This window comes from Microbacterium sp. LWH11-1.2 (assembly GCF_038397745.1).
In the GTDB taxonomy this organism is placed as follows: domain Bacteria; phylum Actinomycetota; class Actinomycetes; order Actinomycetales; family Microbacteriaceae; genus Microbacterium.
This window is the reverse complement of sequence record NZ_CP151636.1, coordinates 631617-658383: the sequence shown is the minus strand read 5'-3', so window position 1 is coordinate 658383 and position 26767 is coordinate 631617. Positions and strand designations below refer to the sequence as shown.

The 26767-nt window shown below is 69.5% G+C and carries 23 protein-coding genes; 13 read left to right on the top strand and 10 right to left on the bottom strand.

What is annotated here, in order from left to right; all coding sequences use genetic code 11:
- The 4 genes from MRBLWH11_RS03035 to MRBLWH11_RS03020 are packed head-to-tail and all read left to right on the top strand — an operon-like array spanning window position 1 to window position 4793.
- Window positions 1-1644 carry an ABC transporter ATP-binding protein gene (locus MRBLWH11_RS03035; RefSeq protein WP_341946631.1) on the top strand — a complete coding sequence of 548 codons (1644 nt, stop codon included), beginning with the start codon at window positions 1-3 and terminating at the stop codon, window positions 1642-1644.
- Window positions 1644-2282, top strand: coding sequence for an FMN-binding negative transcriptional regulator (locus tag MRBLWH11_RS03030; protein ID WP_341946630.1), 639 nt, complete (start codon window positions 1644-1646; stop codon window positions 2280-2282). Before MRBLWH11_RS03035 ends, MRBLWH11_RS03030 begins: the two co-directional genes overlap by 1 nt.
- On the top strand, window positions 2279-3307 hold the full coding sequence (locus tag MRBLWH11_RS03025; protein WP_341946629.1) for an ornithine cyclodeaminase: 1029 nt from the start codon (window positions 2279-2281) through the stop codon (window positions 3305-3307). Before MRBLWH11_RS03030 ends, MRBLWH11_RS03025 begins: the two co-directional genes overlap by 4 nt.
- Before the next feature lie 10 nt (window positions 3308-3317).
- Complete coding sequence (locus tag MRBLWH11_RS03020; protein ID WP_341946628.1) at window positions 3318-4793, top strand: amidohydrolase family protein; 1476 nt, start codon at window positions 3318-3320, stop codon at window positions 4791-4793.
- A 57-nt stretch (window positions 4794-4850) separates the two neighbouring features.
- On the opposite strand, the gene MRBLWH11_RS03015 is transcribed toward MRBLWH11_RS03020, so the two are convergent.
- Genes MRBLWH11_RS03015 through MRBLWH11_RS03005 form a run of 3 tightly spaced genes read right to left on the bottom strand, consistent with a single transcriptional unit; the run spans window position 4851 to window position 7821 of the window.
- Window positions 4851-5867 (bottom strand): ABC transporter substrate-binding protein, encoded by a 1017-nt coding sequence (locus tag MRBLWH11_RS03015; protein WP_341946627.1) that lies wholly within the window; start codon window positions 5865-5867, stop codon window positions 4851-4853.
- Window positions 5864-6691 carry an ABC transporter ATP-binding protein gene (locus MRBLWH11_RS03010; RefSeq protein ID WP_341946626.1) on the bottom strand — a complete coding sequence of 276 codons (828 nt, stop codon included), beginning with the start codon at window positions 6689-6691 and terminating at the stop codon, window positions 5864-5866. The genes MRBLWH11_RS03015 and MRBLWH11_RS03010 overlap by 4 nt, the downstream gene beginning before the upstream one ends.
- Window positions 6688-7821 carry an iron ABC transporter permease gene (locus MRBLWH11_RS03005; RefSeq protein WP_341946625.1) on the bottom strand — a complete coding sequence of 378 codons (1134 nt, stop codon included), beginning with the start codon at window positions 7819-7821 and terminating at the stop codon, window positions 6688-6690. Before MRBLWH11_RS03005 ends, MRBLWH11_RS03010 begins: the two co-directional genes overlap by 4 nt.
- Before the next feature lie 142 nt (window positions 7822-7963).
- Here MRBLWH11_RS03005 and MRBLWH11_RS03000 point away from each other — a divergent pair, with 142 nt between their 5' ends.
- A complete protein-coding gene (locus MRBLWH11_RS03000; RefSeq protein WP_341946624.1) occupies window positions 7964-9598 on the top strand; it encodes an ATP-binding cassette domain-containing protein in 1635 nt (544 codons plus the stop codon).
- Window positions 9595-11268 (top strand): ABC transporter ATP-binding protein, encoded by a 1674-nt coding sequence (locus MRBLWH11_RS02995; protein WP_341946623.1) that lies wholly within the window; start codon window positions 9595-9597, stop codon window positions 11266-11268. The genes MRBLWH11_RS03000 and MRBLWH11_RS02995 overlap by 4 nt, the downstream gene beginning before the upstream one ends.
- Here the strand turns inward: MRBLWH11_RS02995 and MRBLWH11_RS02990 are convergent.
- The 7 genes from MRBLWH11_RS02990 to MRBLWH11_RS02960 all read right to left on the bottom strand — a co-directional run bounded on the left by MRBLWH11_RS02990 (window position 11240) and on the right by MRBLWH11_RS02960 (window position 19971).
- Window positions 11240-13873 carry a DUF3516 domain-containing protein gene (locus MRBLWH11_RS02990; RefSeq protein ID WP_341946622.1) on the bottom strand — a complete coding sequence of 878 codons (2634 nt, stop codon included), beginning with the start codon at window positions 13871-13873 and terminating at the stop codon, window positions 11240-11242. The two genes, MRBLWH11_RS02995 and MRBLWH11_RS02990, sit on opposite strands and share 29 nt — an antisense overlap.
- Window positions 13874-14038: 165 nt before the next feature.
- Window positions 14039-14752: a purine-nucleoside phosphorylase gene (gene deoD, locus MRBLWH11_RS02985; protein ID WP_116636050.1), complete on the bottom strand. Its 714-nt coding sequence runs from the start codon at window positions 14750-14752 to the stop codon at window positions 14039-14041.
- Between the two features lie 118 nt (window positions 14753-14870).
- Window positions 14871-15539, bottom strand: a complete 669-nt coding sequence (locus MRBLWH11_RS02980; protein ID WP_341946621.1) for a DNA alkylation repair protein — start codon at window positions 15537-15539, stop codon at window positions 14871-14873.
- A gap of 155 nt (window positions 15540-15694) precedes the next feature.
- Window positions 15695-16732, bottom strand: a complete 1038-nt coding sequence (locus MRBLWH11_RS02975; RefSeq protein ID WP_341946620.1) for an FUSC family protein — start codon at window positions 16730-16732, stop codon at window positions 15695-15697.
- 45 nt (window positions 16733-16777) lie between these two features.
- Window positions 16778-17419 carry a hypothetical protein gene (locus tag MRBLWH11_RS02970; RefSeq protein ID WP_341946619.1) on the bottom strand — a complete coding sequence of 214 codons (642 nt, stop codon included), beginning with the start codon at window positions 17417-17419 and terminating at the stop codon, window positions 16778-16780.
- 52 nt (window positions 17420-17471) lie between these two features.
- Window positions 17472-18770 (bottom strand): glycoside hydrolase family 16 protein, encoded by a 1299-nt coding sequence (locus tag MRBLWH11_RS02965; protein ID WP_341946618.1) that lies wholly within the window; start codon window positions 18768-18770, stop codon window positions 17472-17474.
- A gap of 94 nt (window positions 18771-18864) precedes the next feature.
- The gene (locus MRBLWH11_RS02960; protein ID WP_116636046.1) at window positions 18865-19971 is read right to left on the bottom strand and encodes an ROK family transcriptional regulator; all 1107 of its coding nucleotides are present in this window, start codon (window positions 19969-19971) and stop codon (window positions 18865-18867) included.
- 122 nt (window positions 19972-20093) lie between these two features.
- On the opposite strand from MRBLWH11_RS02960, the gene MRBLWH11_RS02955 reads away from it, so the two are divergent.
- The 7 genes from MRBLWH11_RS02955 (at window position 20094) to MRBLWH11_RS02925 (ending at window position 26693) form a co-directional block, all read left to right on the top strand.
- Window positions 20094-21416 (top strand): extracellular solute-binding protein, encoded by a 1323-nt coding sequence (locus MRBLWH11_RS02955; protein ID WP_341946617.1) that lies wholly within the window; start codon window positions 20094-20096, stop codon window positions 21414-21416.
- 3 nt (window positions 21417-21419) lie between these two features.
- Window positions 21420-22343, top strand: coding sequence for a sugar ABC transporter permease (locus tag MRBLWH11_RS02950; RefSeq protein WP_116636044.1), 924 nt, complete (start codon window positions 21420-21422; stop codon window positions 22341-22343).
- Window positions 22340-23158, top strand: coding sequence for a carbohydrate ABC transporter permease (locus MRBLWH11_RS02945; protein ID WP_341946616.1), 819 nt, complete (start codon window positions 22340-22342; stop codon window positions 23156-23158). The genes MRBLWH11_RS02950 and MRBLWH11_RS02945 overlap by 4 nt, the downstream gene beginning before the upstream one ends.
- Window positions 23155-24426, top strand: coding sequence for a Gfo/Idh/MocA family oxidoreductase (locus MRBLWH11_RS02940; RefSeq protein ID WP_116636042.1), 1272 nt, complete (start codon window positions 23155-23157; stop codon window positions 24424-24426). The genes MRBLWH11_RS02945 and MRBLWH11_RS02940 overlap by 4 nt, the downstream gene beginning before the upstream one ends.
- Before the next feature lie 85 nt (window positions 24427-24511).
- On the top strand, window positions 24512-25090 hold the full coding sequence (locus MRBLWH11_RS02935) for a TetR/AcrR family transcriptional regulator (protein WP_165808084.1): 579 nt from the start codon (window positions 24512-24514) through the stop codon (window positions 25088-25090).
- 50 nt (window positions 25091-25140) lie between these two features.
- Window positions 25141-25932: an aspartate/glutamate racemase family protein gene (locus MRBLWH11_RS02930; protein ID WP_116636040.1), complete on the top strand. Its 792-nt coding sequence runs from the start codon at window positions 25141-25143 to the stop codon at window positions 25930-25932.
- A complete protein-coding gene (locus tag MRBLWH11_RS02925; RefSeq protein WP_341946615.1) occupies window positions 25932-26693 on the top strand; it encodes an aspartate/glutamate racemase family protein in 762 nt (253 codons plus the stop codon). The genes MRBLWH11_RS02930 and MRBLWH11_RS02925 overlap by 1 nt, the downstream gene beginning before the upstream one ends.
- The last annotated feature ends 74 nt before the right edge of the window (window positions 26694-26767 follow it).

Below are 26767 nucleotides of genomic sequence, written 5' to 3'. Positions count from 1 at the left end.
ATGGATTCCACTGAAGCCGTTCTGCGCGTGCGCGACCTGCGGGTGTCCTTCGGCACGCGCGCACCCATCGAGGTCGTGCACGGTCTCGATCTGGACGTCGCCCCCGGCGAGGTCGTCGCCGTCGTGGGGGAGTCGGGCTCGGGCAAGTCGGTCACCGCGCTGTCCGTGATCGGCCTGCTGCCCGACGGAGCGCGGGCCACCGGATCGGTGAAGCTCCACGGGCGCGAGCTGCTGGGGCTGTCCCCGCGCGAGCTGAGGCAGGTGCGCGGTGCGGAGATCGCCCTGATCTCGCAGGACCCCGTCGCCTCGCTCAACCCGGTCTTCACGATCGGATTCCAGGTGGTCGAGGCGGTGCGCTCGCACGATCGGTCGCTGAGCACGCGCGCCGCGCGTCGGCGGGCGATCGAGCTGCTCGAGCTGGTCGACATCCCTGACCCCGCCCGACGCATGAAGCAGTATCCCCATGAGCTCTCCGGCGGGCAGTGCCAGCGGGTCGGGATCGCGATGGCCCTGGCCTCCGACCCGCAGCTGCTCATCGCCGACGAGCCGACCACGGCGCTCGACGTGACGGTGCAGGCGGAGGTGCTCGACGTGCTCGCCCGGCTCGGGCGACGGGAGGGCCGCGCGATCCTGCTGATCACGCACGACATGGGTGTGGTGGCGGAGCTCGCCGACCGTGTCGTGGTGATGCGGCACGGCGAACGCGTCGAGGAGGGCACCGCCCGCAGCGTGCTGCTCACACCGTCGGCCGGGTACACCCGCGAGCTGCTCGACGCCGTGCCGAGGATCGGCACCCGTGGCGCGGGCGCCTCGCTGGACGCGGCCCCCGCAGTGCTCGAGATCGACGACCTCGTGGTCAGCTACGGCAATCGTCTGCGGGGCGCGTTCCGCGCGGTCGACGGCGTGAGCGTGCGGGTGCAGAAGGGCGAGATCCTCGGGCTGGTCGGCGAGTCCGGCAGCGGCAAGTCCACGATCGGGCGCGCGGTGATCGGCGCGGCTCCCGTGACCGAGGGCACCATCCGGATCGAGGGCGTCGACATGCGCACCGCGTCGCGGGCCGAGCGCCGGCGCACCCGCCGACGCGTGGGGGTCGTCTTCCAGAATCCGGCCCTGTCGCTCAACCCGAGGTACACCGCTCGCCAGAGCGTCGAGGAGCCCCTGCAGAGCATCCGAGGGCTGCGCGGGCGCGCGCTGAGCGAGCGAGTGGAGGAGCTTCTCGACGCCGTCGGGCTCTCCGATCGCGCCGACCGCTACCCGCACGAGCTGTCCGGCGGCCAGAGGCAGCGGGTCGCGATCGCCCGCGCGGTGTCGCTCGACCCCGTGCTGCTCATCGCCGACGAGCCGACCAGCGCCCTCGACGTCTCGGTGCAGGCGCAGGTGCTGGAGGTGTTCCGCGAGCTGCAGGCGAGGCTCGAGTTCGCGTGCGTGTTCATCAGCCACGATCTCGCGGTGATCGACGAGCTGTGCGACAGCGTCATGGTGCTCAACACCGGCCGCGTGGTCGAGGCGGGGTCACGCACGCGGGTGCTGGAGCATCCGGAGGATCCGTACACGCGCCGTCTCCTCGCCGCAGCTCCCGTGCCGGACCCCGACGTGCAGCAGGCACGCCGGGCCGCACGACTCGCCGCGATCGCGGGTGCCTGATGCGGCACACGCCCGACTACGTCCTCGATGACGTCGAGACCGTGCGCACGCTCGTGCGGGAGAACCCGTGGGGCACGATCGTCAGCTTCGTGCCCGGCAGGGGTCTCGTCGCCTCGCACTACCCGCTGCTGCTCGAGGAGGATGCCGAGGGCATCGTGCTCGTGAGCCATGTCGGCCGTCCCGACGAGCGCCTGCACGAGCTCGGCGCGCACGAGCTGATGGTGATCGTCTACGGCCCCCAGGGATACGTCTCGCCGGGGTGGTACGGCACCGCGCCCGCCGTGCCGACGTGGAACTTCGCCGTGGCGCACCTGCACGGCACACCCGAGATCCTGTCGGACGACGAGAACCTGCGGGTGCTCGACCGGCTCGTCGCGCACTTCGAGAACGTGCTGCCCGAGCCGTACCTGATGCGGCAGACCCTGGAGAACGCGGCATACGCGGAGCGCATCGTGCACGGCACGGTCGGCTTCCGACTGCGCGTCGAGCGATTCGAGGCGAAAGAGAAGATGAGTCAGGACAAGCCGGCCGAGGTCGTCGACCGCGTGATCGATGCGCTCGGCGAACCGGGCCCCTATCGGAACCCCGCCCTGGCGGCGCGGATGTCGCGCGTGCACGGAAGGGAGCAGGGCGCATGACCGCGTTCGTGGGAGTGGCCGACATGGTGGCCTGGATCGGACGCCACGGCGCCGAGCGGATCATGGCCGAGATGGCCGACACGATCGAGGAGGACTTCCGCCGCTGGGAGTCGTTCCACAAGAGCCCCCGGGTCGCCGACCACACCCCGTTCGGCGTGATCGAGCTGATGCCGATCAGCGATCCCGACCTCTACGCGTTCAAGTACGTCAACGGGCACCCGTTCAATCCGGGGCGCGGCTATCAGACGGTGACCGCGTTCGGCGTGCTCGCCGACGTGCACAACGGGTATCCGGTGTTCCTCGCCGAGATGACCGTGCTCACCGCACTCCGCACCGCCGCGACGTCCGCGATGGTCGCCCGAACCCTGGCCCGCTCCGACTCGCAGGTCATGGCCATGATCGGCGCCGGCAGTCAGGCCGAGTTCCAGGCGCTCGCGTTCCGGGCCGTCCTCGGCATCCGCACGCTCCGCGTCTTCGACGTCGACGAGGCGGCCTCCGCCAAGCTCGTGCGGAATCTCACCCCGCACGGCTTCGAGATCACGGTCTGCGCATCGGCCTCCGAGGCGGCTGCGGGTGCCGACGTCATCACGACCTGCACGGCGGACAAAGCGGTCGCACAGGTGCTGACGGATGCCGACGTCGCACCCGGCGTGCACATCAACACGATCGGCGGCGACTGCCCGGGCAAGACCGAGCTCGACCCGCGGATCCTGGAGCGCGGACCGGTCTTCGTGGAATACACCCCGCAGACGCGCGTCGAGGGCGAGATCCAGAACGTCGCTCCCGACTTCCCCGTGACCGAGTTCTGGCGCGTGCTCACCGGCACAGCGCCGGGCCGCACATCGCGGGAGCAGATCACGATCTTCGACTCCGTCGGGTTCGCGATCGAGGACTTCTCGGCTCTGCGGCACCTGCGCGCGAGCATCGCCGGAACCGACCTGGGTCGCGAGATCGACCTCGTCGCCGCACCGGACGATCCCAAGGATCTGTTCGGCTTCACCACCGTCCCCGTCCCCGTCGCCTGACCGGAGCACCATGACCGACGCCCCCGCACTCACTCTCCAGAACGTCCGCCCCTACGACGGCGGTGAGCCGATCGACCTCGTCGTGCGCGACGGCGTCATCGCGAGGATCACCCCCGCCGGAACGACGGATGCCGAAGGCGAGACGGTCGACGGCGCAGGCCGCTGGGTCGGGCCGGGGCTGTGGGACGCGCATGTGCACTTCACCCAGCACGTCATCCGGCGCAGCCGCATCGACCTGACCGAGACCCGCAGCGCCGCCGACGTGCTCGACGCCGTACGCGGCGCCCGCGCCGACGGGGCCCCGCTCAGCGACGGGATGCTGATGGGCTACGGCTTCCGCGACGGACTGTGGCCCGTGCCGGCCTCGCTCGACGCGCTCGACGCGGCGGTCTCCGACGTTCCCGTCGTGCTCGTCAGCGGCGATCTGCACTGCGGGTGGATGAACCGCGCGGCCGCAGCCCGCTTCGGCCTGGCCCTCGACGAGACCGGGCTCTTGCGCGAGGGGCCGTGGATCGATCTGCTGCACTCGTTCGATCAGGCCGGTGATCTCCCGCTCTCGGCGTATCGTGCGGCCGCCGACGCCGCGGCCGCGCGCGGCGTGGTCGGCGTGGTCGACTACGAGAACGCCGACAATGTCACGGACTGGCGGGACCGGACCGCTCAGGGCGTCGACGCACTGCGCGTGGACATCGCCGTGTGGGCCGACCGGCTGGAGGGCGTGATCGCGGGCGGGCTGCGCACCGGCGACATCGTCGACACGGCCGGCCTCGTGCGGTTCGGACGCCTCAAGGTGATCGTGGACGGGTCGTTGAACACCCGCACGGCCTGGTGCTGGGATCCGTACCCGACCATGGACCCCGCGCATCCGCACGCGTGCGGTCTGGAGAGCGTGCCGATCGCGGAGCTTCGGCGTCTGCTGGAGCGCGCGCGGGGCGCGGGAGTCGGGGCCGCCGTTCATGCCATCGGTGACCGGGCGAACACCGAGGTGCTCGACACGTTCGAGGCGCTCGGCATGAAGGGTGTGATCGAGCACGCGCAGCTCGTGCGCGAGGAGGACTTCGCGCGGTTCGCGCGGCTGGGGCTGATCGCGAGCGTGCAGCCGGAGCACGCGATGGACGACCGTGACGTCGCCGACCACCACTGGGCGGGGCGCACAGGCCGCGCGTTCGCGTTCGGGTCGCTGCATCGTGCCGGGGCGTCCCTGCGGCTGGGATCGGATGCTCCGGTCGCGCCGCTTGACCCGTGGATCTCGCTCAGCGCGGCGACGTCGCGCAGCCGGGGCGACCGCGACGCCTGGCATCCGGAGCAGCGTCTGCCGCTGGACGTGGCGCTGGCGGCATCCGTCCGCTCGTCGGTCGCCGTCGGACAGCCGGCGGATCTCGTGATCGTCGATCGCGACCCGTACGCGAGCGACCGCGATGGGCTGCGCGACATGCCGGTCGCGGCCACCCTGCTCGGCGGGCGCTTCACCTGGCGTGCGCTCTGACGGGTCCTCGATCACGATGACGGGGCGCCGGCCGGCGCCCCGTCACGATGATGCAGGTCAGTCGAACACGGCGTCGGGGTAGAGCGCCTCGGCGATCTGACGGACCACGGAGACGTTGCCGAGGGTGCCGGGGAACATGTCGGTGGAGGACACGGCGATGAGGCGGTCGTCGCGCACCGCCGGCATCTCCGGGAAGGTCTTCGCCAGGTGATCGCGGACCGCCGCCTCGTGCGCCGGGTCGGACACCGCGAAGACGAGCACGTCGGGGGCCTCTGCTGCGAGGGACTCCGGGGTGATCTCGGCGGCGAAGAAGTCCGCGAACATCGGGTCCTCCGGGCTGAACACGTTGTCCGCGCCGGCGCGCTGCAGGATGTCGAACTCGATGCCCGCACCGATGGCCGTCAGCGTCGTGCCTTCGACGAAGACCTGCGCGACGCGCGGCCGATCCCGACCCTCGATCGCGGCGGCGACGGAGTCGAGCTCGGCCTCCGCGGACTCGATGAGGGCGTCCGCCTCGTCCGAGACCTGGAAGATCGCGCCGAGATTCTCCAGATCGGTGAAGAGGTCCGTGACGGTGCCCTCCATGCGGCGGTCGAAGCATCCTCCGGTGGCCGTGTAGGCGGCGACTCCGGCTTCGTCCAACTGCTCGATGCTCGCGAAGCCCTGCTCGGCGGTGAACTCGTACGTGGTGGGCGAGTACACGAAGTCGGGCTCGACGGCGAGGAGCTCCTCCCGGCTCGGAGGGGTGTCCCCGCCGACCACGGGCACATCGTCCGCGAGCTCCGCGATGTCGGCAGGGAGCTCCTGCGCCGTGGCCTGGGCCTGGCCGACGAGCGAGTCGGCGAGGCCCAGGCGCAGCAGCAGCTCGGTCTGCGACGGGTGCATTCCGACGACGGCGGTCGGGGTGGCCGGGATCTCGATCGTGCGACCGCAGTTCTCGATCGTGATCGCCTGCTCGGACGAGGCGGGTCCTGTGGCGGTGGTGACGCCGCTTCCGCAGGCCGAGAGGGCGAGCGCGCCCATTCCGACGGTGACGGCGGCGAGCACGCGGGTGGTTCGGGTGCGGGGTGTCATTCTTCTTCTCCTCGGTTGGTCGGGTGGTTCGGGATATCGGTGCCTCGGTGGTCGGAGCGCCGACGGGGGTGGAACGTCATCGCCCTCGCGCCGGTGTCGACCTCGATCGCGATGCGTGCGGTGACGGCGAAGACCTCGTCGACCAGCGCCGGTGTGAGCACGACGTCGGGCGGGCCGAAGGCCACGAGCCTGCCCTCGTCGAGCACGGCGACGTCGTCGCAGAACGTCGCGGCGATGTTGAGGTCGTGGAGGGCGGCGATCACGGTCGTCCCGAGTCCGCTCACGACGCGCATCAGGTCGAGCTGGTGGGCGATGTCGAGGTGGTTCGTCGGCTCGTCGAGGACGAGGATCCTCCCGTCCTGCGCGAGAGCACGCGCGAGCATCACCCGCTGACGCTGACCGCCCGAGAGCCGTCGCACCAGGCGGTCGCCGAGGTCGTGCACGTCGGCGGTCCGCAGCGCCTCGTCGACGATGCGCCGATCCTCCCTGGTGTCCCTGCTGAACGGCGGACGGTGCGGCGTGCGGCCGACGAGGACCGTCTCCCGCACGGTCAGATCGAACTTCGAGGGTGCGTCCTGCAGCATCACCGACACGGTGCGGGCGAGCGCGCGCGGTGTCAGCAGCGAGGCATCCGACCCGTCGATCAGGACGCGCCCGCGGTGCGGGCGCTGACCCGTGAACAGCGTGCGCAGGAGGGTCGACTTCCCGCTGCCGTTCGGCCCGAGGAGTCCGACGATGCGCCCGGAGGCTACCTGGAGGTCGATTCCGTGCAGCACGGTGCGACCGCCGCGCACGACGCTCACGCCGTCGAACTGCACGCTCATCGGTCGAACCCCGCGCGCTCGCCACCGCTGCGCATCAGCCAGAGGAAGAAGGGTGCGCCGACGAACGCGGTGAGGATGCCGAGGGGGATCTCGGTCGGCATCGCGACCGTGCGGGCGAGCAGGTCGGCGATCATGAGGAACAGTGCTCCGCCGAGGACCGTCACCGGCAGCATCCGCCGATGATCCGAGCCGACGAGGAGCCGGGCGATGTGCGGGACGACGAGGCCGACGAAGCCGATGCCTCCGCTCACCGCGACGATCGCGCCGGTCAGGAGAGAGGCGAGCACGAGGAGCAGACCGCGCAGCCGGCTCGTGCGCACGCCGACGGCCATGGCCGACTCGTCGCCCGAGAGCAGCGCGTTCATCGACCGCGAGAGCCCGAAGACCGCTGTGCACGCGATCGCGAGCGCCACTGCGGGGATGAGCAGCGACGACATGTCGGCCGCCGACACGCTGCCGAGCAGGAAGAACATCACACTGACGACGTTCTGGGCATCCGTGGTGAGGGTGAGATAGCTGGTCACGGCGCTCAGCAGAGCGCCCAGCGCGACCCCGGCGAGGATCATCCTGGTCGGCGAGAGCTCTCCGCGGATGCGCGCGAGCATCGCGACGAGGAGACAGGCGACCATTGCGCCGATGAACGCCGCGCCGCTCATCGTGAGACCGAGGAATGTGGCGCCGCCGGAGACGATCACGAGCGCGGCGCCGACGCTGGCGCCCGAGGAGACGCCGAGGATGTACGGCTCGGCGAGCGGATTGCGCACGACGGCCTGCATCATCGCGCCGGCGAGGGCGAGTCCCGCGCCGGAGAGTGCGGCGAGGAGCGACCTCGGCACCCGGAACTGCCACACCGCCTGGTCCTGCAGCGGGGTGAGCGTGCCGTCGGACATCCAGGGCATGCCGGGGAGGAGGTGGCCGATCACGATCCTCGCGGCGTCGATGGGTGAGACTCCGACGGGTCCGGTGGAGGCGGAGACCACGAGCACGAGAACCGCGATCACGGCGATCGCCGTCACCGTCGGGCCGACGGGCAGCATCCGTCGGGAGCGGCTGTGGCGGCTGGTGCGAGGGCGGACGAACCGGTTGCTGTGTGAGGGTCGTCCGCGCAGGGCTTCGATCGATCGGCTCACAGGGAGCATCCGGCCGAGACCTCGGTGGGGTGATCCAGAGGAGTGGGCATGCTGAAGATCGTAGTAGATATTGAGAATCATTATCATTTAAGGAGGCGCCGCCTCTGGCGGTCGCCTTCCTCGACTCTCCCGGAGGTTCACGATGATGATCGTCCCCGAGCTGTGGCGCGAAGCGCGACGGCATCCCTGGCTCCTGGCCCTGAGCATCCTCCTTCTTCTTCTCGTGTTCGCGACGCACCTGCTTCAGGCATTCGCTCTCGCCTGGTCGCTCGCCGCCTTCGTGCGCGCCGACAAGGCGGGCGCAGTGGCCGGTATCGGCGCGATCCTCGCGATCGGGCTGACGCGGGTGCTCCTGACGCTGGTGCAGGGTGATGCCGCCGCACGCCTCGGGGGGCAGGTTCGCGAAGACCTGAGGGGTGCGGCCCTCACCGCGGCACTCGTGCCCGAACGGCTGCACGACGCCCGCCTCCGCGATGGCTCGACCCAGCTCGTGCTCGGCGACGGCATCGACGGCACCGACGCCTACGTGTCGAAGTACGTTCCCGCGGTGGCGCAGCTCGTCATCGGGAGCGCGATCGCGGTGTGGCTCCTCGCGGTGCTGTCTCCCCTGATTGCGCTGTGCGTCGCGGCGGGGATCCTGCTCGCGGTGCTGGGTCCGCTGGCCTGGAAGCGGATGCTCGCTCGGCGCGGGTTCACGCATTGGGACAGCTATGAGACCCTCAGCGGCGACCTGCTCGAGTCGCTCCGCGGGATGTCGACGCTGCGTGCGCTGGGCGATGTCCCCGCGACGCGTTCGCGCCTGCAGGCGCGGTCAGAGGCCCTGCGCATGGCCACCGAACGCGTGATGCGGTCGTCGCTCGCGGAGACGGCGATCGCCGACTTCGCCGTCCAGGCGGGGGTCGTGATCGCGGCCGGACTCGCGGTCGTCTCCGTCATGACCGGGCAGCCGCCGGTCGTCGAGGTCTACGCGCTGCTCCTGCTCTCCTCGGAGGCGTTCCGGCCGGTCCGCGAGCTCTCGCGTCACTGGCATGCCGGATTCCTCGGGCTCACGGCCGTTCCCGGTTTGGCGGCACTCGGCGCGTTCCGTCGGTCCGCCCCGGCCGCGGCGGACCTCGGCACGCTGTCGGCGACCGATGGCGACGTGCTCCGCATCTCGAGCCTGTCGTATCGCTACCCGGGCGCCGATGACGACGTCCTGCGCGGTGTCGACCTCCACGTCGAGCGCGGCGAGGTGCTCGCGATCGCCGGGCCGTCGGGCGCGGGAAAATCGACGCTCTTCGACCTGATCCTCGGCTTCCTCCCGCCGACAGGGGGGACGGTGGAGCTCGATGGGCGCCCCCTCCGCCCGAGCGATGTCGCCGTCGTCTCCCAGCGCCCCGTCCTGTTCGCCGGCACCATCAGGGAGAACGTCGATCTGTTCGATGCCGGGCAGGAGGCGATGGAGGATGCGTGCGCCGCGGCTGGCGTGCTCGACGAGATCCGGGCGATCCCCGGAGGCTTCGACGCGATGGTGGCGGAGGCGGGGACGAGTCTCTCCGGCGGGCAACGGCAGCGCCTCGCCCTCGCCAGAGCGCTGCTCGCCGGCCGTCCCGTGCTGCTCGTCGACGAGCCGACCAGCGCCCTCGACGACCGCAGTGCGCTGACCGTCGCCGAGACGCTCGAACGCGTCGCCGCCGAGAGGATCGTGCTCATGATCAGCCACCGCCCCGAAGCTCTCGCGAGAGTCGCCGATGTGCGGGTGCTGCGCGACGGAGTGCTCGTGAAGGAGGCCGCATGACTTCGTCCGGAGCCATCCTCGCCCGGTTGCTTCCTCCGCTGCGACCCGAATGGCGGCGCATCATCGGCAGCTACCTCATCGCCACCACGAGCCTGTGCGCTCTCGCCGCCATCGGTGTGCTCACCGCGCTCGGCGTCGGCGGGGCCGTCGTGCACGGCGAGTGGCCGCCGACCGTCTGGTGGATCGCCCTCGGAGCGCTCGTGCTGCTGCGGACGTTCCTCACCTGGCGCGAGATGGACGTGTCGCACGCCCTCGCCTATCGCGTGCTCGCCCGACTGCGGATGGCGCTCTTCGATGCGTACTCGCGCAGCGTTCCCGGGCGCCGTCGCGAGCATTCCGGGCGTGCGGCATCCGTCGCGATGACCGACATCGAGAAGCTGGAGTTCTTCTACGCGCACACCGTGGCGCAGATCGGCGCTGCGCTCACGCTGTTCGTCGGAGCCGTGGTCTGCGCGTTCCTCGTCTTGCCCGTGGCCGGGTTCGTGATGCTCGGGGGCGCGATCGCGGTCACGCTCACCGCCTGGGCAGGAGCGGGACCGGCACGGCGCATCGGTGCGCGCGAGCAGCGGGAGCGCGAAGAGCAGTCCGAACGGCTGGTCGACGCGCTCGGGGCGCTGCGCGAGGTCCTCGCCTACGGGCTGCAGAGCCGGGTCGTGCGCGAGGCGGTCGCCGGGACCCGGCGCTCTTCGCTCATCGCCCGCCGCCGGGAAGGGATCGCCCATCTCGTCGACGGGACGCGCGAGCTGATCCTCACCGCCGTCGTGATCGGGGTGATCGCCGCTTCGCTCCTCGGCGGCGAGATCGGCGGCGCCCAGGCGGCATCGCTGCCCGCCGCGATCGCACTCGCCGTCGCGGGAGTCGCCGCCGTGGCGGACGCCGCGCACACGGTATCGGAGCTGCACCCCCTGATCGCCAGCGCGGATCGCGTGGTCGCGGGGCTGCACCGTCCACCGGTCGTCGCGCCGGTCGATCGTCCGCTTCCGCTGCCGACCGGTCCGCTCGGGGTGCGTTTCGAGAACGTCGTGTTCTCCTACGACGACCGGACGGAGGTGCTGCGCGGCTGGTCGATCGACGTCGATCCTGGCGAGCACATCGGACTGGCAGGGCCGTCCGGAGCGGGCAAGAGCACGGTCATCGCACTCGCCGCCCGGCTGTGGGACCCCTCGGCGGGGGCGGTGGCTCTCGTCGACGCCGAGGGCGTCGCCTACCCCCTCGACCGCATCCGCGATGACGACCTTCGCCGGACCGTGGCAGTGGTGGAGCAGGATGCCCGGCTCTTCCACGGCACCGTGCGGGACAACCTCGTGCGGGGTGCCGGAACCCGCACCGACGCGGAGCTCCGCGACGCGCTCACACGGGTCGGCGCCGAGGGCTGGATCACCCTGGACGACGATCTCGGGGAGCACGGGGTGCGCCTCTCCGGCGGCCAGCGCGCACGGCTGGCCCTGGGGCGGGCGCTGTGTCGCGAGCCGCGGGTGCTCATCGTCGACGAGATCACCGCGAGCCTGGATGCCGAGTCGGAGCGCATCATCTCCGACGTGCTCGAACGGTTCCAGGGAACGGTCATCGCCGCCTCGCATCGGCGAGAGACGCTGTCGCGATTCGGCCGGGTCGTCGGTGTGGAGAGGGAGGAGGTCGCGACTACAGCCGGTCCACCCCGGTCACGGTGAGCACGGCCTCGCCGGCCTCGTCGGATGCCGCGAGGTCGACGGTCGCGGAGATGCCCCAGTCGTGGTCGCCGGCAGGGTCGTCGAGGATCTGACGCGCGGTCCACTGCTCTCTGCCCTGCTCGAGGATCAGGAGCTTCGAGCTGCGGGCGTCCGCGCCGGTGAGGATCTCGTCGTGGTCGTCGAAGTAGCCGTCGAGCGCAGCCGACCAGGCGTCGGCGCCGAACGCCGGATCGAGCTCGGCGAGAGCATCCACGTCTTCGCGAGCTGCCAGCTGCACGCGCCGGAACAGCTCGTTGCGCACCAGGATGCGGAAGGCGCGCACGTTGCTCGTGAGGCGCTTGGGCGCGGGCGGCACGATCGGCTCGTCACCCTTCGACAGGCTCGGAGAACCGTCGTCGAAGCGTCCGTTGTCGATGCCGGCGCGCAGCTCCTCCCACTCGTCGAGCAGGCTCGAGTCGACCTGGCGCACGAGCTCTCCCAGCCACTCGATGAGGTCGCGGAGATCCTCGTCCTTCAGCTCCTCCGGGATGGTCTGCGAGGCGGCGCGATACGCGTCGGAGAGGTACCGGAGCACGACGCCCTCGGAACGGGCGATCTTGTAGTACGCGACATATTCCCCGAACGACATGGCTCGCTCGTACATGTCGCGGACCACGGACTTCGGGTGCAGCTCGAAGTCGCGGATCCAGGGCTGTGCCGCGCTGAACGTCTCGAAGGCGGCGGTGAGGAGCTCGTCGAGGGGCTTCGGATACGTGATCTGCTCGAGCAGCTCCATCCGCTCGTCGTACTCGATGCCCTCGGACTTCATCGCGGCCACCGCCTCGCCGCGAGCGAGGAACTCCTGCTGACTCAGCACGGCCCGTGGATCGTCGAGCGTCGACTCGACGATCGAGATCATGTCGAGGGCGTAGTTCCCCGTTCCCACGGTCCCCTGGGTCGCTGAGCCTGCGCCCGTTCCCTGGGTCGCTGAGCCTGTGCTCGTTCCCTGGGTCGCTGAGCCTGTCGAAGCGTCCGGGTCGAGCAGCTCGAACGCCGCCAGCGCGAAGGGCGACAGTGGCTGGTTCAGGGCGAAGTTCGGCTGCAGGTCGACCGTGAGCCTGACGCCCTTCGAGCCGCCCTGGGACGCGGAGCCCGTCGGAGCGTCGAACGTCTCGACGATGCCCGATTCGCGGAGGGTGCGGTAGATGCCGATCGCGCGTATCGCCAGTTCTCGCTGGCGAGATCGCGGCTCGTGGTTGTCATATACCAGCGAGCGCATATTGGCGAACACGTCGCCGCCACGGGCGATCACGTTGAGCATCATGGCGCTCGTGATCTGCATGTGCGATGTCAGCGTCTCGGGGACGGCGTCGATGAGCTTCCGGAACGACGGCTCGCCCCACGACACGAAGCCGTCCGGCGCCTTCTTGCGGACGATCTTCCGCTTCTTCTTCGGATCGTCGCCGGCCTTCTTGACCGCCGCGACGTTCTCGCTCTCGTGCTCGGGTGCCTGTGCGACGACGGTGCCGGCGGTGTCGAAGCCCGCTCGCCCTGCTCGGCCGGCGATCTGGTGGAACTCGCGGGCGTTCAACTGCCGCATCCGGGTGCCGTCGAACTTCGTCAGCGCCGTGAGCAGCACGGTGCGGATCGGCACGTTGATGCCGACACCGAGGGTGTCGGTGCCGCAGATGACGCGGAGGAGCCCGCGCTGGGCGAGCTGCTCGACGAGGCGCCGGTACTTCGGCAGCATTCCGGCGTGGTGCACGCCGATTCCCGCGCGGAGGAACCGCGACAGAGTCTTGCCGAATGCGGTCGTGAACCGGAACTCTCCGATGAGGTCGGCGATCCGATCGCGCTGCTCGCGCGTCGCGACCTTGGTGCTCGACAGGGCCTGCGCGCGCTCCATCGCGGCCGCCTGCGAGAAGTGCACGACGTAGATCGGCGCCTGGCCGGTGTTCAGCAGATCGTCGATCGTCTCGTGGATCGGCGTGGTCTCGTAGAAGAAGTGCAACGGGACGGGCCGCTCGACGCCCGTGACGGATGCCGTCTCGCGGTGGGTGCGCCGGGTGAGGTCGGCGGCGAGCGTGGTCACATCTCCGAGAGTGGCCGACATCAGGATGAACTGCGCCTGCGGAAGATCCAACAGCGGAACCTGCCACGCCCAGCCGCGCTCCGGGTCGGCGTAGAAGTGGAACTCGTCCATCACGACCTGGCCGACGTTCATGTCTGAGCCCTGACGCAGCGCGAGGTTCGCCAGGATCTCGGCGGTGCAGCAGATGATCGGGGCATCCGCGTTCACCGAGGAGTCGCCGGTGATCATGCCCACGTTCTCGGCGCCGAAGACGTCGACGAGGGCGAAGAACTTCTCGCTCACGAGGGCCTTGATCGGCGCGGTGTAGAAGCTGCGGCGTCCCGATACGAGGGCCGAGAAATGCGCACCGACCGCGACGAGCGACTTCCCGGTCCCGGTCGGCGTCGAGAGGATCAGGTTGTTGCCCGAGACGATCTCGATGACCGCCTCGTCCTGGGCGGGGTACAGGCGGATGCCGGTCGACTCCGCCCACTCGACGAACGCCAGGTAGACGGCATCCGGGTCGGCGCTGTCCGGCAGGGAGTCGAGGAGCATCCTTCGATCATCCCCTACCGGGCGCGCCCGTCATCGCCGACCGCCGTTCACAATTCAGCAAGAACTGCGCTGAACCGCGAGATTCGGCCCCGATCGGGCGGGAACCGCGCGGATGTGCTGAATTGTGAACGCGGAGTCCGGTCGCGCTGACGCGTCGCGGCCCCGTCAGCCCGCAGTCGCCGCGCGCAGCGCGATGCGGATCATGTCGGCGAAGGTCTGCTCCCGCTCCTGCGCGCTGGTCTCCTCGCCCGTGACGATGTGATCGGAGACGGTGCAGATGCTGAGCGCCCGCCGTCCGTAGTAGGCGGCGAGCGTGTAGAGGCCGCTCGTCTCCATCTCGACGCCGAGAACTCCGTGCTGCACGAACGGCTGGTTGAGTTCGGGGCGGGTGCTGTAGAACTGGTCGCTCGACAGCAGCAGGCCCACGTGCACAGCGGATGCCGGGGGCTCGGCCTCACTCGCCTCGACGGCCGCGCGCAGCAGCGAGAAGTCGGCGACGGGCGCGTAGTCCAGGCCGTGGAACCGCACCCGGTTGATGCCCGAGTCGGTGCACGCGCCGTTCGCGATGATGATGTCGCGCACCGCGAGCTTCTCGGTCAGCGCGCCGCAGGATCCGACTCGCACGATCGTCTCGACGCCGTACGAGTCGAACAGCTCGTTGGCGTAGATCGCCATCGACGGCTGACCCATGCCCGAGCCCTGCACCGAGACGCGGTGTCCGTTCCAGGTGCCGGTGTATCCCAGCATCCCGCGGGTCTCGGTGTAGAGCTCGGCGTCGTCGAGGAAGGTCTCGGCGATCCACTTCGCCCGCAGCGGGTCGCCGGGGAACAGGACGACGGGGGCGATCTGGCCGGGCTCTGCGGCGATGTGCGTGCTCATGCACTCAGCGTAATCAGCCCTCGCGCCGACCGGCCCCTTTCTCTGCCGCCCACCCCTGTGAGCACGCTCAGAAGGGGGTGGCTCGCACAGAAGGGGGTGGTTCGGCGTGCGAGGCGAATCAGCCCTCGCGCCGGCGCACGATCTCGGTGATCCAGATCGGGGCGAAGGGGGAGGTGCATCCGGGAGCGGTGGGGTAGTCGGCGAGCACCTGCAGGCGTTCGCCGATCTCCAGTGCCCGCGCGCGCAGCGACGGATGGTGGATGCCGATGGTGGCGAGGGTCTCGTTCATCGACCACTGCGGTCGCGGCGCGGCATCCTTCATGTCCCGCTCGATGAGGTCGAGAAGGTGCGGGAGGTCGAGCCCGGCGGGGTCTTTCGCGACGCGGACGGAGGTCAACGACCAGGAAGCCGCGGCGACGGTCGGGTCGGGGTCGTCGAACCAGCGCAGCCGCATCTCCTCGGCGAGCGGGGTCTTCTTCGCGACGTAGTTCACGAACCAGTCGTTGACCTTGGGTGGGCGCGTCTCGCGGAGCATCGCGTCGAGCTCGTCGGCGGTGAAGTCGCGCGGACGGCAGATCAGCAGAGCGAGCAGTCGGGCGGCGGTCTCTCCGGTCGACCACAGCTCCTGCGCGAGCGGCTGATCGGTCTTGATCTTCTTCGCCACAGCGCGCATCCGGCTGAGGTTGATGCCGTGGTCGTCGCCGCGCTTCTCGTTGGCCGCGCGCATCTTCGGGTCTTCGAGCGCAGCGAGTTCCCCGAGGGCTTCCGCGAGCGTCATGTCGTGCATGAGGTCCAGAGTAGGCCGCCACCCCGTGCGCAACTCAGCAAGAACTTGGCGCCCAGTCCGATGTAAGCGGATGCATCGGGCGATCCGGCGAGAAATGGCTGAATTGTGAACGCCCGACTCGCGGCATCCAACCCCGTCGGCGAAGGCAGCCGGAGTCAGTCCTCGTCGAGCAGCCCGCCGTGGATGCGGCGCAGGTCCTCCATGAGCGAGCCGATGAGGATCCAGTGCTGCGACGACGGCGGACGCACCACCAGCGGAGCGGTCAACGCGGGGATCGCCGAGGTGAGGGCTTCGGGCTCCGGGGCGACGTCGGCGATCTGCACCGCGAGGCGCACGTCGTGCCCTGCCCGACGCAGCTGATCCGCGATGGCCGCGACCACGGGCTCTTCGCCGATCGAGTCGTCGTAGTGGTCGAAGTACGCGCGGGTCATGCCGATCGTCTGGGTGACGATCGGCGACAGTCGGTCGAGGAGCTGCCGCATCTCGCGCAGCTCGGCCCGGTGCGTGGAGCGGCGCGGATTCAGGGTGAGCGACTCCTCGCCGGCGGCGATGGATGCTTCGGCGACGTTCTTCATCGGCCGCAGCAGACGGACCTCGAGCATCAGCTCCTGCAGCCGGGCGGGCGTCTGCGGCTCGGGCAGCGCGTCGGCCAGGCGGTCGAGGCTCGCGGCCAGCTCGTGCCCGAGCAGTCCGAGGTCGCGGCGCGCTGGCGTGACGAGCACGGGTGGCACGATGAGGGCGTTGACCACGAGCCCGATCGCGACGCCGATCAGGGTCTCGACGATGCGGGCCAACGCGTACTCGGGGCTGGAGGAGCCGAGCGCCAGCACGAGCATCGCCGAGATGGCGATCTGGTTGCCGGTGCCGGGGGAGGTCCGGAGCAGCCAGGCCACGAGCATCGCGACGACGATCGCCAGCAGCACGACCCAGCTCGACGACCCGAGGAACAGGCCGAGCGCCACGGCGACCAGCACGCCGGCGATCACCCCGATGCTGCGCTCGAGCGCCTTCGACAGCGACTGGTTGACGCTCGGCTGCACCACCAGGAGTGCGGCGATCGCGGCGAACACCGGCAGCTGCGCCGGGAAGACCCAGCCCGCGATGATCCAGGCTCCGATGGTCGCCGCCGCCGACTTCACGACCTGCAGCAGCGGGGAGCGCTGCGAGGCGCGGATGGCGGCGGGGATGCGCATGTCGTCCACGGTAGTCCTGCGCCGCCGCTCGCCGTCGCTGCGTCGTCAGGGGGTGGGTTCCGCAGACTTGCGGAGCGGTCCCTTCGAGATGTCGTCGATGAGCCAGACGCCGTCCACTTTCGTCAGCGAGTACTCACGCGGTTGGGCGAACTCCGCGCCGGGGTCGACGTCGAGCTCGTGCAGGTATCCCTCCGAGGCCTCGACGATGGCGAAGAGCGACTCGAAGCCCACGGTCGCGTGCAGGCGATCGGCGTCGATCGTCGATCGCAGCCACGCCACCCCGGTCTGCTCGATCGTCAGGTCGGCGTCGTCGTACATCGCGACCACGGCATCGCGGTATCCCTGCGCGGCGAGCTTCTCGCTGAACAGCGGCGTGAAGTACGTCTCCTCTGCGGCCACCGACTCCGCGACCGTCGCGGGGGAGCGGTTGTCGGATGCGCCGGAGTGCAGCGCGACGACCTGTTGGAGCGCCTGGACGTCCGGGTCGTCGAGACCCAGGGCCTCCTCGGTCGATGAGACGCTCCAGAGGGTCGCGTCGGGGTCGAATCGCGGTGTCGCTGAGGCGCTCGGTGCAGCACTCGCCGCCTCGGTCGCCGCGGGTTCCGTGCAGCCGGTGAGCGCGGCCGACACGATGAGCGCCAACGCCAAGGACAGGGCGGCCGTGGTGCGGCGACGGGTGGGATTCATCACTTCTCCTTTCGTGGGAGGGGTCCGAAGCGCCCCTCCCACGGGCGTCGTCTCAGTTGGCGGGCGCCGCGTTCAACTGCCAGTGAGAAGACCACCAGGAGCTCGACACGTTGCCGAACTCGACCTTTCCGGTGCCGTTCTCCACGTGCAGTGCTCCGGAGGCGTTCTGGATGCGGACGTACCCGCTGCCCGCCGACGGCGTCGACCATTCCGCGGCGGTTCCGGCCGTCGCCGCTGTGCCGTGTCGCACCGTCGATCCGCTCGTGTACAGGTACTGGTTCGTCCACCGGTTGCGGTACTTGGTCGCGCCGGACGAGGTCGTCTCGGGCACCCACTGTGCGCTCCAGTACGTGCTCGGAACGTCGCCGAATCGGACGAGGCCGTCGTTCGGCTCGACGTTGACCGCGCCGGAGCGGTGGCGGTTGTTGATGAGCTTCCACGTCGGCGACACGGCCTCGGAGTATCCGGCGTTGTCCTTGAACACCCGCAGGTAGTCGACCTCCCACTGCTTCGGCCAGACGCTGTTCGGCTGGCCGGAGCCCGCGCCGGTGTAGATGTTCATGATGATGCCCATCGCGGTGTTCGGAGCATCGTTGAGCGTCTTCACGAGTTGGCCGTCGTAGTAGAACTTCAGCTCGGTGGGCGTCCAGTTCATCGCGTAGACATGGAACTCGGTCGTGGGCGATCCGGACACCGGCACCGTGTCGAGGGACCAGGAACCGAGGAAGTTGGGGTCTCCCCAGCCATACGCGGCGATGCGCCAGCTGTTCGGCGTGCTGAAGAACGTCTCGATCATGTCGATCTCGGACTGCCCGCCGGTCGTGTTGGTCCCGACCAGCCAGAGCGCCTGGTGGCCGCCGCCGCCGGCGTTCGAGTTCTTCGCCCTGACCTCGACGTACCCGTACTTGGTGGAGTAGCCGTTGAACGTCGGCAGGTTGTTGCGGTTGACCGCCGAGGAGTTGAAAGGGTGCCAGTTGTTCTGGTTATAGGTCTGGATGGCCGACGAGACCACCGTTCCGTCCTGATCCGGGTTCCACGGCGGCTGGTTCTGCTCGACGCGCAGCTTGATGGTGCCGTCGGAGATCGTGTAGCGCGCGGCGGTGTCTGCGAAGTCTTCGGCGGGGACCCAGTGCGGCAGGTAGTTCGGCATCCACTTGTCGGTGTTCAGGGTCGTCCCGGAGAACTCCTCGGCGAAGTCCAGGGTGTAGCCCGGCTTCGAGTCCGGGTTCGGTGGCGTGTCCGCCGCCCAGGCGGCCGGTCCGGACAGGACCAGCGCGCCCACGGTCGTCGCGATGATCGCGGATGCGGCGAGTCTGCGGGTGCGGATACGGGCAGGGTTTCGGCGGGTCACGGGGGCTCCTCGGGATCGACTCTGATCGTGGATCTGGTCGCGAAGAACACTCATCGACCAGCGAGGACAATTAACCCGGACTCTGACGTAATTGTCAATACTCTTGCGAGAACAACCGCTCTCGCGCTGCGACGCTGCTGACGGCCAGGGCGCCGAGGCAGGGGGCGGCTGCTCCGAGCGACGAGGTGCGGAGCTCGGGCACGAAGAGCGCCCGTCCGGCGAGTTCGGAGCGCAGGGCATCGGCGAGTCGATCGGATGCCTCGGGAATGCTGCTGCTCACGACGACCGCGTGCGGGTCGATGGCGAGCACGAGCGCACCCAGACCGTCGGCGATACCGGCGGCGAACTCGGCGATCGCCTCGTCGCTGCCGCCGTGCCGGCGGAACAGGAGCTCCAGGCCGTCCTCGGCTCGGGCGGACAGGCGCTGCTGCGCCTGTGGCCAGGCCACCCGTTGCAGAGCGCCGATCTCACCGGCGGCTCCGTGCGCCCCTCGAGCCACCCTTCCCTCGACGACCGACGCGGCGGAGATCCGATTCCCGATGCGCAGCAGCACGGCCGTCTCGTCGGCGCCGATCGTACCGTTCTCGATCTCGGCGAAGGCGGCGAGCTTGGTGTCGTTGTCGAAGGCGATCGTGGCGCCGGGGAACATCCGCCGCAGGTGCGCATCGATGTCGACAGCCAGCCAGTCGGGAACCACCGTCGTCTTCACGGGGTGACCGTCGGCGTCGACGATGCCGGGGATCCCGACGGTGAGCGCCGCCAGTTCGCGGGTCGACGCTGTCGACTCCTCGAGCAGTGATTCGACGATCTCGGTGATGGCCGTGACGGCGTCTGCGCCGCCGGAGAGATCCTGTTCGATGCGTCTGTGCGGTGCGGCGACCGTGCCTCGCAGGTCGCCCGCGATCCCGGCGATCCCGTGCGGGCCGATGTCGATCCCGACGGATACGCCCCGGTCGGCAGCCAGCCGGTATCCGCGTGCGGGTCGCCCCGCCCCTCGTGGACGCAGCTGCTCGGAGCGGATCAGGTCAGCGTCGAGCAGCTCGGCGAGGACGGCTTCGACCGTGGTGCGGGAGAGCTCGGTCGACGCGGCGAGGCGGCTCGCGGTGAGTGGGCCGCCCTCATCCCAGAGCGTGGTCAACACGGCCTGACCGTTGAGTCGCCGCATGGCGGCGAGATCGGTTCCGAGTGCGGGTGAGGTCACGTGTCCTGACTACCACATCCGCTGACAGTGCGGCTTGACACGATCGGACAGCTGACCTATCTTTGGGAATTACCCCGGAGAGTTGCAAAATAGAATCTCTCCTCCACCGAAAGCGACACTCCATGCAAAGACGCACGCGACTCGTCCTCGCCCCTCTGGCGGCGGGCGCCCTCCTCGGCCTTGGTCTCACGGCCTGCGCGCCCGGCGCGACCACGACCGGCGCCGGCGCCGGCACCGACGCCAGCACCGAGCTGACGACCGACGACATCACGCTCACCCTGATGTCCACGCCGGAATCCGGTGCAGCCACCGAAGCGACGATCGCCGCGTTCGAGACCGAGCATCCCAACATCACCATCGAGTACTCGCAGACCAACTACGAGGACTACAACCAGAGCGTCAATCTCAACCTCTCCGGCGATCAGTCGCCCGACATCGTGCTCCTGAACGCGGTCGCCAACACGGTCAAGAACAAGCTCGTCCTGCCGCTCGACGACTACGCCGACCTCTACGGCTGGAACGACTTCTTCCCTGCCAACCAGCTCAACCAGTGGCGCGTCGCCGATGACGGGACGACCCTCGGCGACGGGGGAGCGCTCTACGCGGCCCCCGCCGGTTTCTCGCTCGTCGGCACCTATTACAACAAGGCGATCGCCGCCGAGCTGGGCATCGAGGCGCCGACGTCGCTGGCCGAGTTCGAGGCGGCTCTGAAGACCGCGAAGGCGGCCGGTGCGCTCCCCGTGCAGCTCGGCAATGCCGAAGGGCACGCGGCGTTCGTCGTCCAGCTGCTGGGACAGGGCATGTCGGGAGCCGACACGGCCAATGCGTGGGCCTTCGGGCATGAGGGTGCGACTTTCGACACGGAGGCGAACCACGCCGCCGCCCAGACTCTCACGGACTGGCAGAAGGCCGGCTACCTGGGCGACCCGACGACCGTGAACGGCACCGACCTCCAGGGCGCGGTGGACAACTTCATCGGCGGCAAGGGCCTGTTCCTGGTGGACGGCATCTGGGATGCCGGCAAGATCGGTGAGGGGTTGGGTGAGGACGCGGGCTTCCTCCCCTTCCCGGGCGAGAACACCACCGGGATCGGCACGTCGGTCGCCTATGCGATCTCGACGCAGAGCGAGCACCCGAACGAGGCCGCGGCCTTCCTCGACTTCCTCCGCTCGCCGGAGGCGAGTGAGCAGCAGTTCGCGCAGGGGTTCATGCCCGACGACCCGACGGTCGCCGTCGCAGAGGAAGGGACCCTCCAGGGCGACATCGTCGCCGCCTGGGCGGAGATCGCCGAAGCCGACGGTCTCGTCGCATTCAACAACAACGCGACAGCGACGATGAACGATGCCCTCAAGGCGGGCACGCAGCAGCTCATCGCCGGGCAGATGTCGGTGGGCGACTTCATCGCTTCGATCCAGGCCGACTGGGCCGCAGCGCACGCCGGCTGATCCATGACCGAACCGCTGACCCGCACACGGGGGGAGTCCGGTCGTGTGACCGGCTCCTCCCGGCGGACGCGACGGGGCTGGAGCTCACTGCTCTACCTGGTTCCCGCCTTCGTCTTCTACGGGACCTTCACGATCGCGCCGTGGGTCCAGAGCGTCTGGCTCTCCTTCTGGGAGTGGGACGGCATCGGGGCCGCGACCTGGGCCGGGTTCGAGAACTACATCAAGGTCGCCACCGACGAACGGCTCGTCGTGGCGCTGCGCAACGGTCTCGGCTTCATCGTGTTCTACACGGTCTTCCCGGTCATCCTCGGGCTTCTCATCGCCGCGGTGATCGCGGCGCGTCCGCGCCGCGGATCGGGGTTCGTGCGGACCGTGCTCTTCCTTCCGCAGATCCTGCCTCTCGTCGCCGTCGGCGTCGTGTGGCGCTACCTGTATGCGGCAGACGGCCCCATCAATCAGATGCTGCGAGCGGTCGGGTTGGGGGATGTGGCCAGGGCGTGGCTCGGCGACTTCACCTGGGCGTATCCCGCGGTCGGCGTGATCGGCACCTGGGTGACGACCGGGCTGTGCATGATGCTCCTGCTCGCCGGCATCCAGAAGATCGATCCCTCGCTCTACGAAGCCGCACGCCTCGACCGCTGCGGCCCGGTGCGCCAGTTCTGGCATGTCACGGTTCCCGGGGTGCGGGCGGAGATCGTCGTGGCCGTCACCGTCACCCTCATCTCGGCACTCGCGAGCTTCGACATCGTCTACGTGACGACCGGCGGCGGTCCCGGCTACCAGACCATCGTCCCCGGCGTGCTGATCTACAAGCTCGTCTTCACCTCGAACGAAGTCGGGCTCGCATGTGCGCTGGCCACCGTGCTGAGCGCGATCATCCTCGTCTTCGTCGCCGTGATCGGCCGAATCGGAAGGCGAGGCGCATGAGATCCGCCGGCTCCCGCATCCTGTCCATCGCGTTCCTTCTGGTCGCGGTGCTCAGCGTCATCGTGCCTTTCCTCGCGCTCGTCTCGGCTGCGCTGCAGCCGGCGGACACTCTCGCGCCGACGCTCACCTGGCCGACCGACCCGCAGTGGGGCAACTTCGCGAGCGCCTGGAGCATGGCCGGATTCGGCTCGCTGCTGGCCTCCAGCGCGATCATCGCCCTCGTCGTCGTGCCCGTCTCCGTGGTGTGCGCGACGCTCGCGGGCTACGCGATGGGCACGATGCGGATGCCGGCGAAGGGGTTCCTCTTCGCGTTCTTCCTGGCGGGACTCACGCTCCCCTACGAGGCGATCGTCATCCCGCTCTACTTCGCCATGCGGTCGACGGGCCTGATCGACACCTACTGGGCGGTCATCCTCCCGCTGGCCGGCGCGTTCATGCCCTTCGGGATCTTCTGGATGCGCACGCACTTCGAGTCCGTCCCGGCGGAGATGATCGAAGCCGCCCAACTCGACGGCGCCGGCCGGTTCCGCACCCTGGTGCAGATCCTGGTTCCGGGGGCGAAGCCCGCGATCATCACCTACGCGCTGCTGACGTTCATGTGGGCGTGGAACCAGTTCCTGCTCGCGCTCATCCTCATCCGTGATCCCTCCCGGCGCACGGCACCGTCCGGTCTGGGGACGTTCGTGCAGCAGTACGGCGAGAACATCCCCCTCCTGGCGGCAGGAACGATCATCGTGATCGCTCCGATCGTGATCCTCTACTTCATCTTCCAGCGCAAGTTCGTCGCCGGCCTCGTCCAAGGAGCCCTCAAATGATCCTCTCGAATCCCGTCCGCCTCGCTGTGATCGGGGCCGGATCGCGGGGGACCGGCTACGCGCGGCGCGCGGTGGCACAGGGCGCGGCCATCACCGCGGTCGTCGAGCCCGACAGCGCACGACGGGACGCCTTCCTGGCCGAGTTCGCCGGACAGCGCATAGAGTGCTTCGCGACGTGGGAGGACATCGTCGCGCGAGGCGAGCGAGTCGCCGACGCGGCGGTCGTGTCCACTCCCGATCGTCTGCATGCCGAACCCGCGATCGGTCTCGCCCGCGCCGGCTATCACCTGCTGTTGGAGAAGCCGATCGCGCCGACCGAGGAGGAGTCCGCCCGGATCGTCGAGGCCGCCGAAGCCGCGGGTGTGATGCTCGCGGTGTGTCACGTCATGCGGTACTCGAGCTACTCGCGCACGCTCAAGCGCCTGCTGGACGACGGCGTGATCGGTCGTCTGGTCTCGGTCGAGCACCTGGAGCCGATCGGGTGGTGGCACTTCGCTCACTCGTATGTCCGCGGAAACTGGGCGCGAGAGGCGGAATCCGGCCCGATGTTGCTCACCAAGAGCAGCCACGACATCGACTGGCTCTCCTACATCATCGGCCTCCCGGCCGAGCGCGTCTCGTCCTTCGGGAGCCTCCTGCACTTCCGACCGGAGAGCAAGCCGGTCGGCGCCACCGACCGCTGCCTTGACTGCCCGCTGCAGAACACCTGCGCGTACTCCGCGACACGGATCTACCGCGGCTTCCTCGGCGACGAGACGTTCGAGCGCTGGCCGCTCGCAGTGCTCACGACAGACGTCTCCGCGGAGGGCGTCGACCGCGCTCTGCGTGAAGGGCCGTACGGGCGCTGCGTCTTCGACGGCCAGAACGACGTGGTCGATCACCAGGTCGTCAACATCGAGTATCAGGGCGGGGTGACGGCATCCTTCACCGTCACCGCCTTCACGGAGCTCGACTTCCGCAAGACCCGCCTCTTCGGAACGGACGGAAGCATCGAGGGCGATGGACGCACGCTGGTGGTGCACGACTTCGCTCGGGACGAGAAGTACGACGTCGTCCCCGAGTCCCGGGGCAACGCGAGCGCGGCGGACGGACACGGCGGCGCCGACGACGCGCTCGTCCAGGCGTTCCTCGACGCGGTCCGCACCGGCGACCGGTCGGGGCTGCTGTCAGGGCCGCAGGAGAGCCTGGCGACGCACCGGATCGTCTGGCTCGCCGAGGAGGCGCGGACGCGCAACGCAGTGGTGCCGATTCCCTCCCCGACGCACTGATCAGTGGGGCCGCGGCCTCTCGGGTCTTGTGCAAGTCCGGCAAACGGGGCTACTCTCTGCCTAACTAATAGTCGTTAGGTGGATGATGACCCGAGCAACGATCCTCTCCGAGGCCCGCACGATCTTCGCGCGCCAGGGGTACGCCGAGACGAGCCTGCGCGAGATCGCCGAAGCCGTCGGGATCAAGACGCCCTCTCTCTATGCGCACTTCTCGAGCAAGGAGGAGCTGTACGAGACGGTGTACGCCGAGGTCGCCATCGAGCACACGGCGTTCTTCGACGATCTGGCCCGCAGCAGCGGCGAGCTCGAACCGCTGGCCCGCCTGCGGCACATCCTCGGCGGCATCGAGGCCTACTACCGCGACCGCCCTGACCTCGCCGAGTTCAGTCTGCGCGCGGCGGTGACCGAGTACGGCCCAGGCGGTCAGCACCTGCGCGAGATCTTCCTGGACGCGGAGTCCGGACTCGCCACCGCTGTTCGTCAGACCTACGAAGCCGGTGTCGCCTCGGGAGGGTTCGGCGCAGGCGACGCGGAGGGCTTCATCGCCCTCGTGTTCGTCATCATGGACGGCCTCTTCCTGCAGCTGACCCACTACACGCCCGAGGTCTACCGTCAGCGCTTCGAGCAGGCGTGGCGACACCTGTCCACCGTCATCTCCGCTTGAGCCCGCGGTGCCGTGACGATGCGGCGCCCGACACCTCGTGAAGGAACCTCATGATCCCCTCCCTCCGTCCCGTCGATGAGCCCGTGCGCATCACGGTCATCGCACCGGTGGTGCTGCCGGAGGACAGCGATGACTTCTTCCCTGTCGTCGAAGGCGTCGTCTTCGATCACCGGTCACTCGCGGCCGGGACGGACTCGATCGAGAGCCGATGGGATGATCAGTTCTCCGTTCCCGGAATCATCGACGCCGCTATGCGCGCCGAGGGCGCCGGGGCCGAGGCCGTGATCATCGACTGCATGGACGACCCCGGCCTGGATACCGTGCGCGAGGTCGTCCGCATCCCGGTGGTCGGCCCGGCCGAGGCTTCGATGCACCTCGCGTTGTGCCTCGCCGGCCGGTTCACGATTCTGACGACCGCAGACGAGGACATCCCCGTCGTCCGTGAGATCGTCGAGCGCAATCGTCTCGAGCATCGCAGCGCGTCGATCCGAGGCATCGGAATCTCCCCGCTGCAGTTGCACGAGGATCCCGAGAAGACGTTCCGGCGATTCGCTGAGGTCGCCACCATCGCCGTCCGCGAGGACGGGGCCGAGGCGATCATCGCCGGCTGCACCCTCCTCTCCGATCTCATCGACCGGCTGTCCGAGCATCTGGTGGACGTGGGCCTCGACGTTCCCGTGATCGACCCTCGGCAAGCTGCCGCCCACCACGCGCGGATGCTGGTGCGTCTCGGCCTCTCGCACAGTGCGGTCTCCTACCCAGCGCCCCCGCCGACACCCATCGTCTGGCCCGGGCCGGAGATGCGGTTCGGCGTCGCCGGCTTCGAGAGGGGTGACAGCTGATGCACCTGCGTGTGATCAATCCGACCGTCAGCACCGAGCGCGAGGCCACGACTCTCGCCTTGCTCACGGGAGCGGCCGCATCCGGCACCCGGGTGTCCGCGGCGACTCTGCCCGCCGGCGTCGCGTCCATCGAATCGCGGCGAGACGACGCGCTCGTCACTCCGTGGGTCCTGCGCGCGGCGCGGGAGGCGGAGGCCGACCGATGCGACGCGATTCTGGTCGACGACATGCTCGATCCCGGCGTGCACGCGGCCCGGGAGGTCGTCGATGTGCCCGTCCTCGGCTCGGCAGAGGCGTCGATGCACCTGGCCGCCACGCTCGGGCACCGATTCGCAGTGATCACCGCCACCAGGAGCACCTGCGATCCGGTGATCGAGCACGCGCGACGTTTCGGCGTAGCGCCGAAGTTGACATCGACCCGTTCGCTCGACATCCCGACCGCGGAGATCGGCCGCGATCCCGAGGCGGCCCTCGCATCGATGGTGCGGTGCGCCCGCGCAACCGTCGAGCTCGACGGGGCCGAGGTCATCGTTCTCGGGCTGACTGGCGTCGGCGGCCACGCCCCCGCTGTAACCGCTCGACTCGCCCAGGACGGAATCGACGTGCCTGTCATCGATCCGTCGGTCACGGCCTTGCGGATGCTCGAGTCGATCGTCGAGATGGGCTTGCGCAGCAGTCGCCGTACTTTCGCCCGCCGCCCCGGAGCCACGAGCTCCTGGCCGGAACCAGCAGGAGCCGGCGACGCCCGGCCGATGGTGTGAGAAGCAGGACCCTGATCCGCTCTGCGCGTCGCCCGAAGGAACCCGAAGTCCCGGGCGCCGCGCAGAGCCCCTCT

What these genes read in the sequence shown, in the direction of transcription:
- MRBLWH11_RS03035 (WP_341946631.1), top strand. Translation starts at nt 1, where the DNA reads ATGGATTCCACTGAAGCCGTTCTGCGCGTGCGCGACCTGCGGGTGTCC.
- MRBLWH11_RS03030 (WP_341946630.1), top strand. Translation starts at nt 1,644, where the DNA reads ATGCGGCACACGCCCGACTACGTCCTCGATGACGTCGAGACCGTGCGC.
- MRBLWH11_RS03025 (WP_341946629.1), top strand. Translation starts at nt 2,279, where the DNA reads ATGACCGCGTTCGTGGGAGTGGCCGACATGGTGGCCTGGATCGGACGC.
- MRBLWH11_RS03020 (WP_341946628.1), top strand. Translation starts at nt 3,318, where the DNA reads ATGACCGACGCCCCCGCACTCACTCTCCAGAACGTCCGCCCCTACGAC.
- MRBLWH11_RS03015 (WP_341946627.1), bottom strand. Translation starts at nt 5,867, where the DNA reads ATGACACCCCGCACCCGAACCACCCGCGTGCTCGCCGCCGTCACCGTC.
- MRBLWH11_RS03010 (WP_341946626.1), bottom strand. Translation starts at nt 6,691, where the DNA reads ATGAGCGTGCAGTTCGACGGCGTGAGCGTCGTGCGCGGCGGTCGCACC.
- MRBLWH11_RS03000 (WP_341946624.1), top strand. Translation starts at nt 7,964, where the DNA reads ATGATGATCGTCCCCGAGCTGTGGCGCGAAGCGCGACGGCATCCCTGG.
- MRBLWH11_RS02995 (WP_341946623.1), top strand. Translation starts at nt 9,595, where the DNA reads ATGACTTCGTCCGGAGCCATCCTCGCCCGGTTGCTTCCTCCGCTGCGA.
- MRBLWH11_RS02990 (WP_341946622.1), bottom strand. Translation starts at nt 13,873, where the DNA reads ATGCTCCTCGACTCCCTGCCGGACAGCGCCGACCCGGATGCCGTCTAC.
- deoD (WP_116636050.1), bottom strand. Translation starts at nt 14,752, where the DNA reads ATGAGCACGCACATCGCCGCAGAGCCCGGCCAGATCGCCCCCGTCGTC.
- MRBLWH11_RS02980 (WP_341946621.1), bottom strand. Translation starts at nt 15,539, where the DNA reads ATGCACGACATGACGCTCGCGGAAGCCCTCGGGGAACTCGCTGCGCTC.
- MRBLWH11_RS02975 (WP_341946620.1), bottom strand. Translation starts at nt 16,732, where the DNA reads ATGCGCATCCCCGCCGCCATCCGCGCCTCGCAGCGCTCCCCGCTGCTG.
- MRBLWH11_RS02970 (WP_341946619.1), bottom strand. Translation starts at nt 17,419, where the DNA reads ATGAATCCCACCCGTCGCCGCACCACGGCCGCCCTGTCCTTGGCGTTG.
- MRBLWH11_RS02955 (WP_341946617.1), top strand. Translation starts at nt 20,094, where the DNA reads ATGCAAAGACGCACGCGACTCGTCCTCGCCCCTCTGGCGGCGGGCGCC.
- MRBLWH11_RS02950 (WP_116636044.1), top strand. Translation starts at nt 21,420, where the DNA reads ATGACCGAACCGCTGACCCGCACACGGGGGGAGTCCGGTCGTGTGACC.
- MRBLWH11_RS02945 (WP_341946616.1), top strand. Translation starts at nt 22,340, where the DNA reads ATGAGATCCGCCGGCTCCCGCATCCTGTCCATCGCGTTCCTTCTGGTC.
- MRBLWH11_RS02940 (WP_116636042.1), top strand. Translation starts at nt 23,155, where the DNA reads ATGATCCTCTCGAATCCCGTCCGCCTCGCTGTGATCGGGGCCGGATCG.
- MRBLWH11_RS02935 (WP_165808084.1), top strand. Translation starts at nt 24,512, where the DNA reads ATGACCCGAGCAACGATCCTCTCCGAGGCCCGCACGATCTTCGCGCGC.
- MRBLWH11_RS02930 (WP_116636040.1), top strand. Translation starts at nt 25,141, where the DNA reads ATGATCCCCTCCCTCCGTCCCGTCGATGAGCCCGTGCGCATCACGGTC.
- MRBLWH11_RS02925 (WP_341946615.1), top strand. Translation starts at nt 25,932, where the DNA reads ATGCACCTGCGTGTGATCAATCCGACCGTCAGCACCGAGCGCGAGGCC.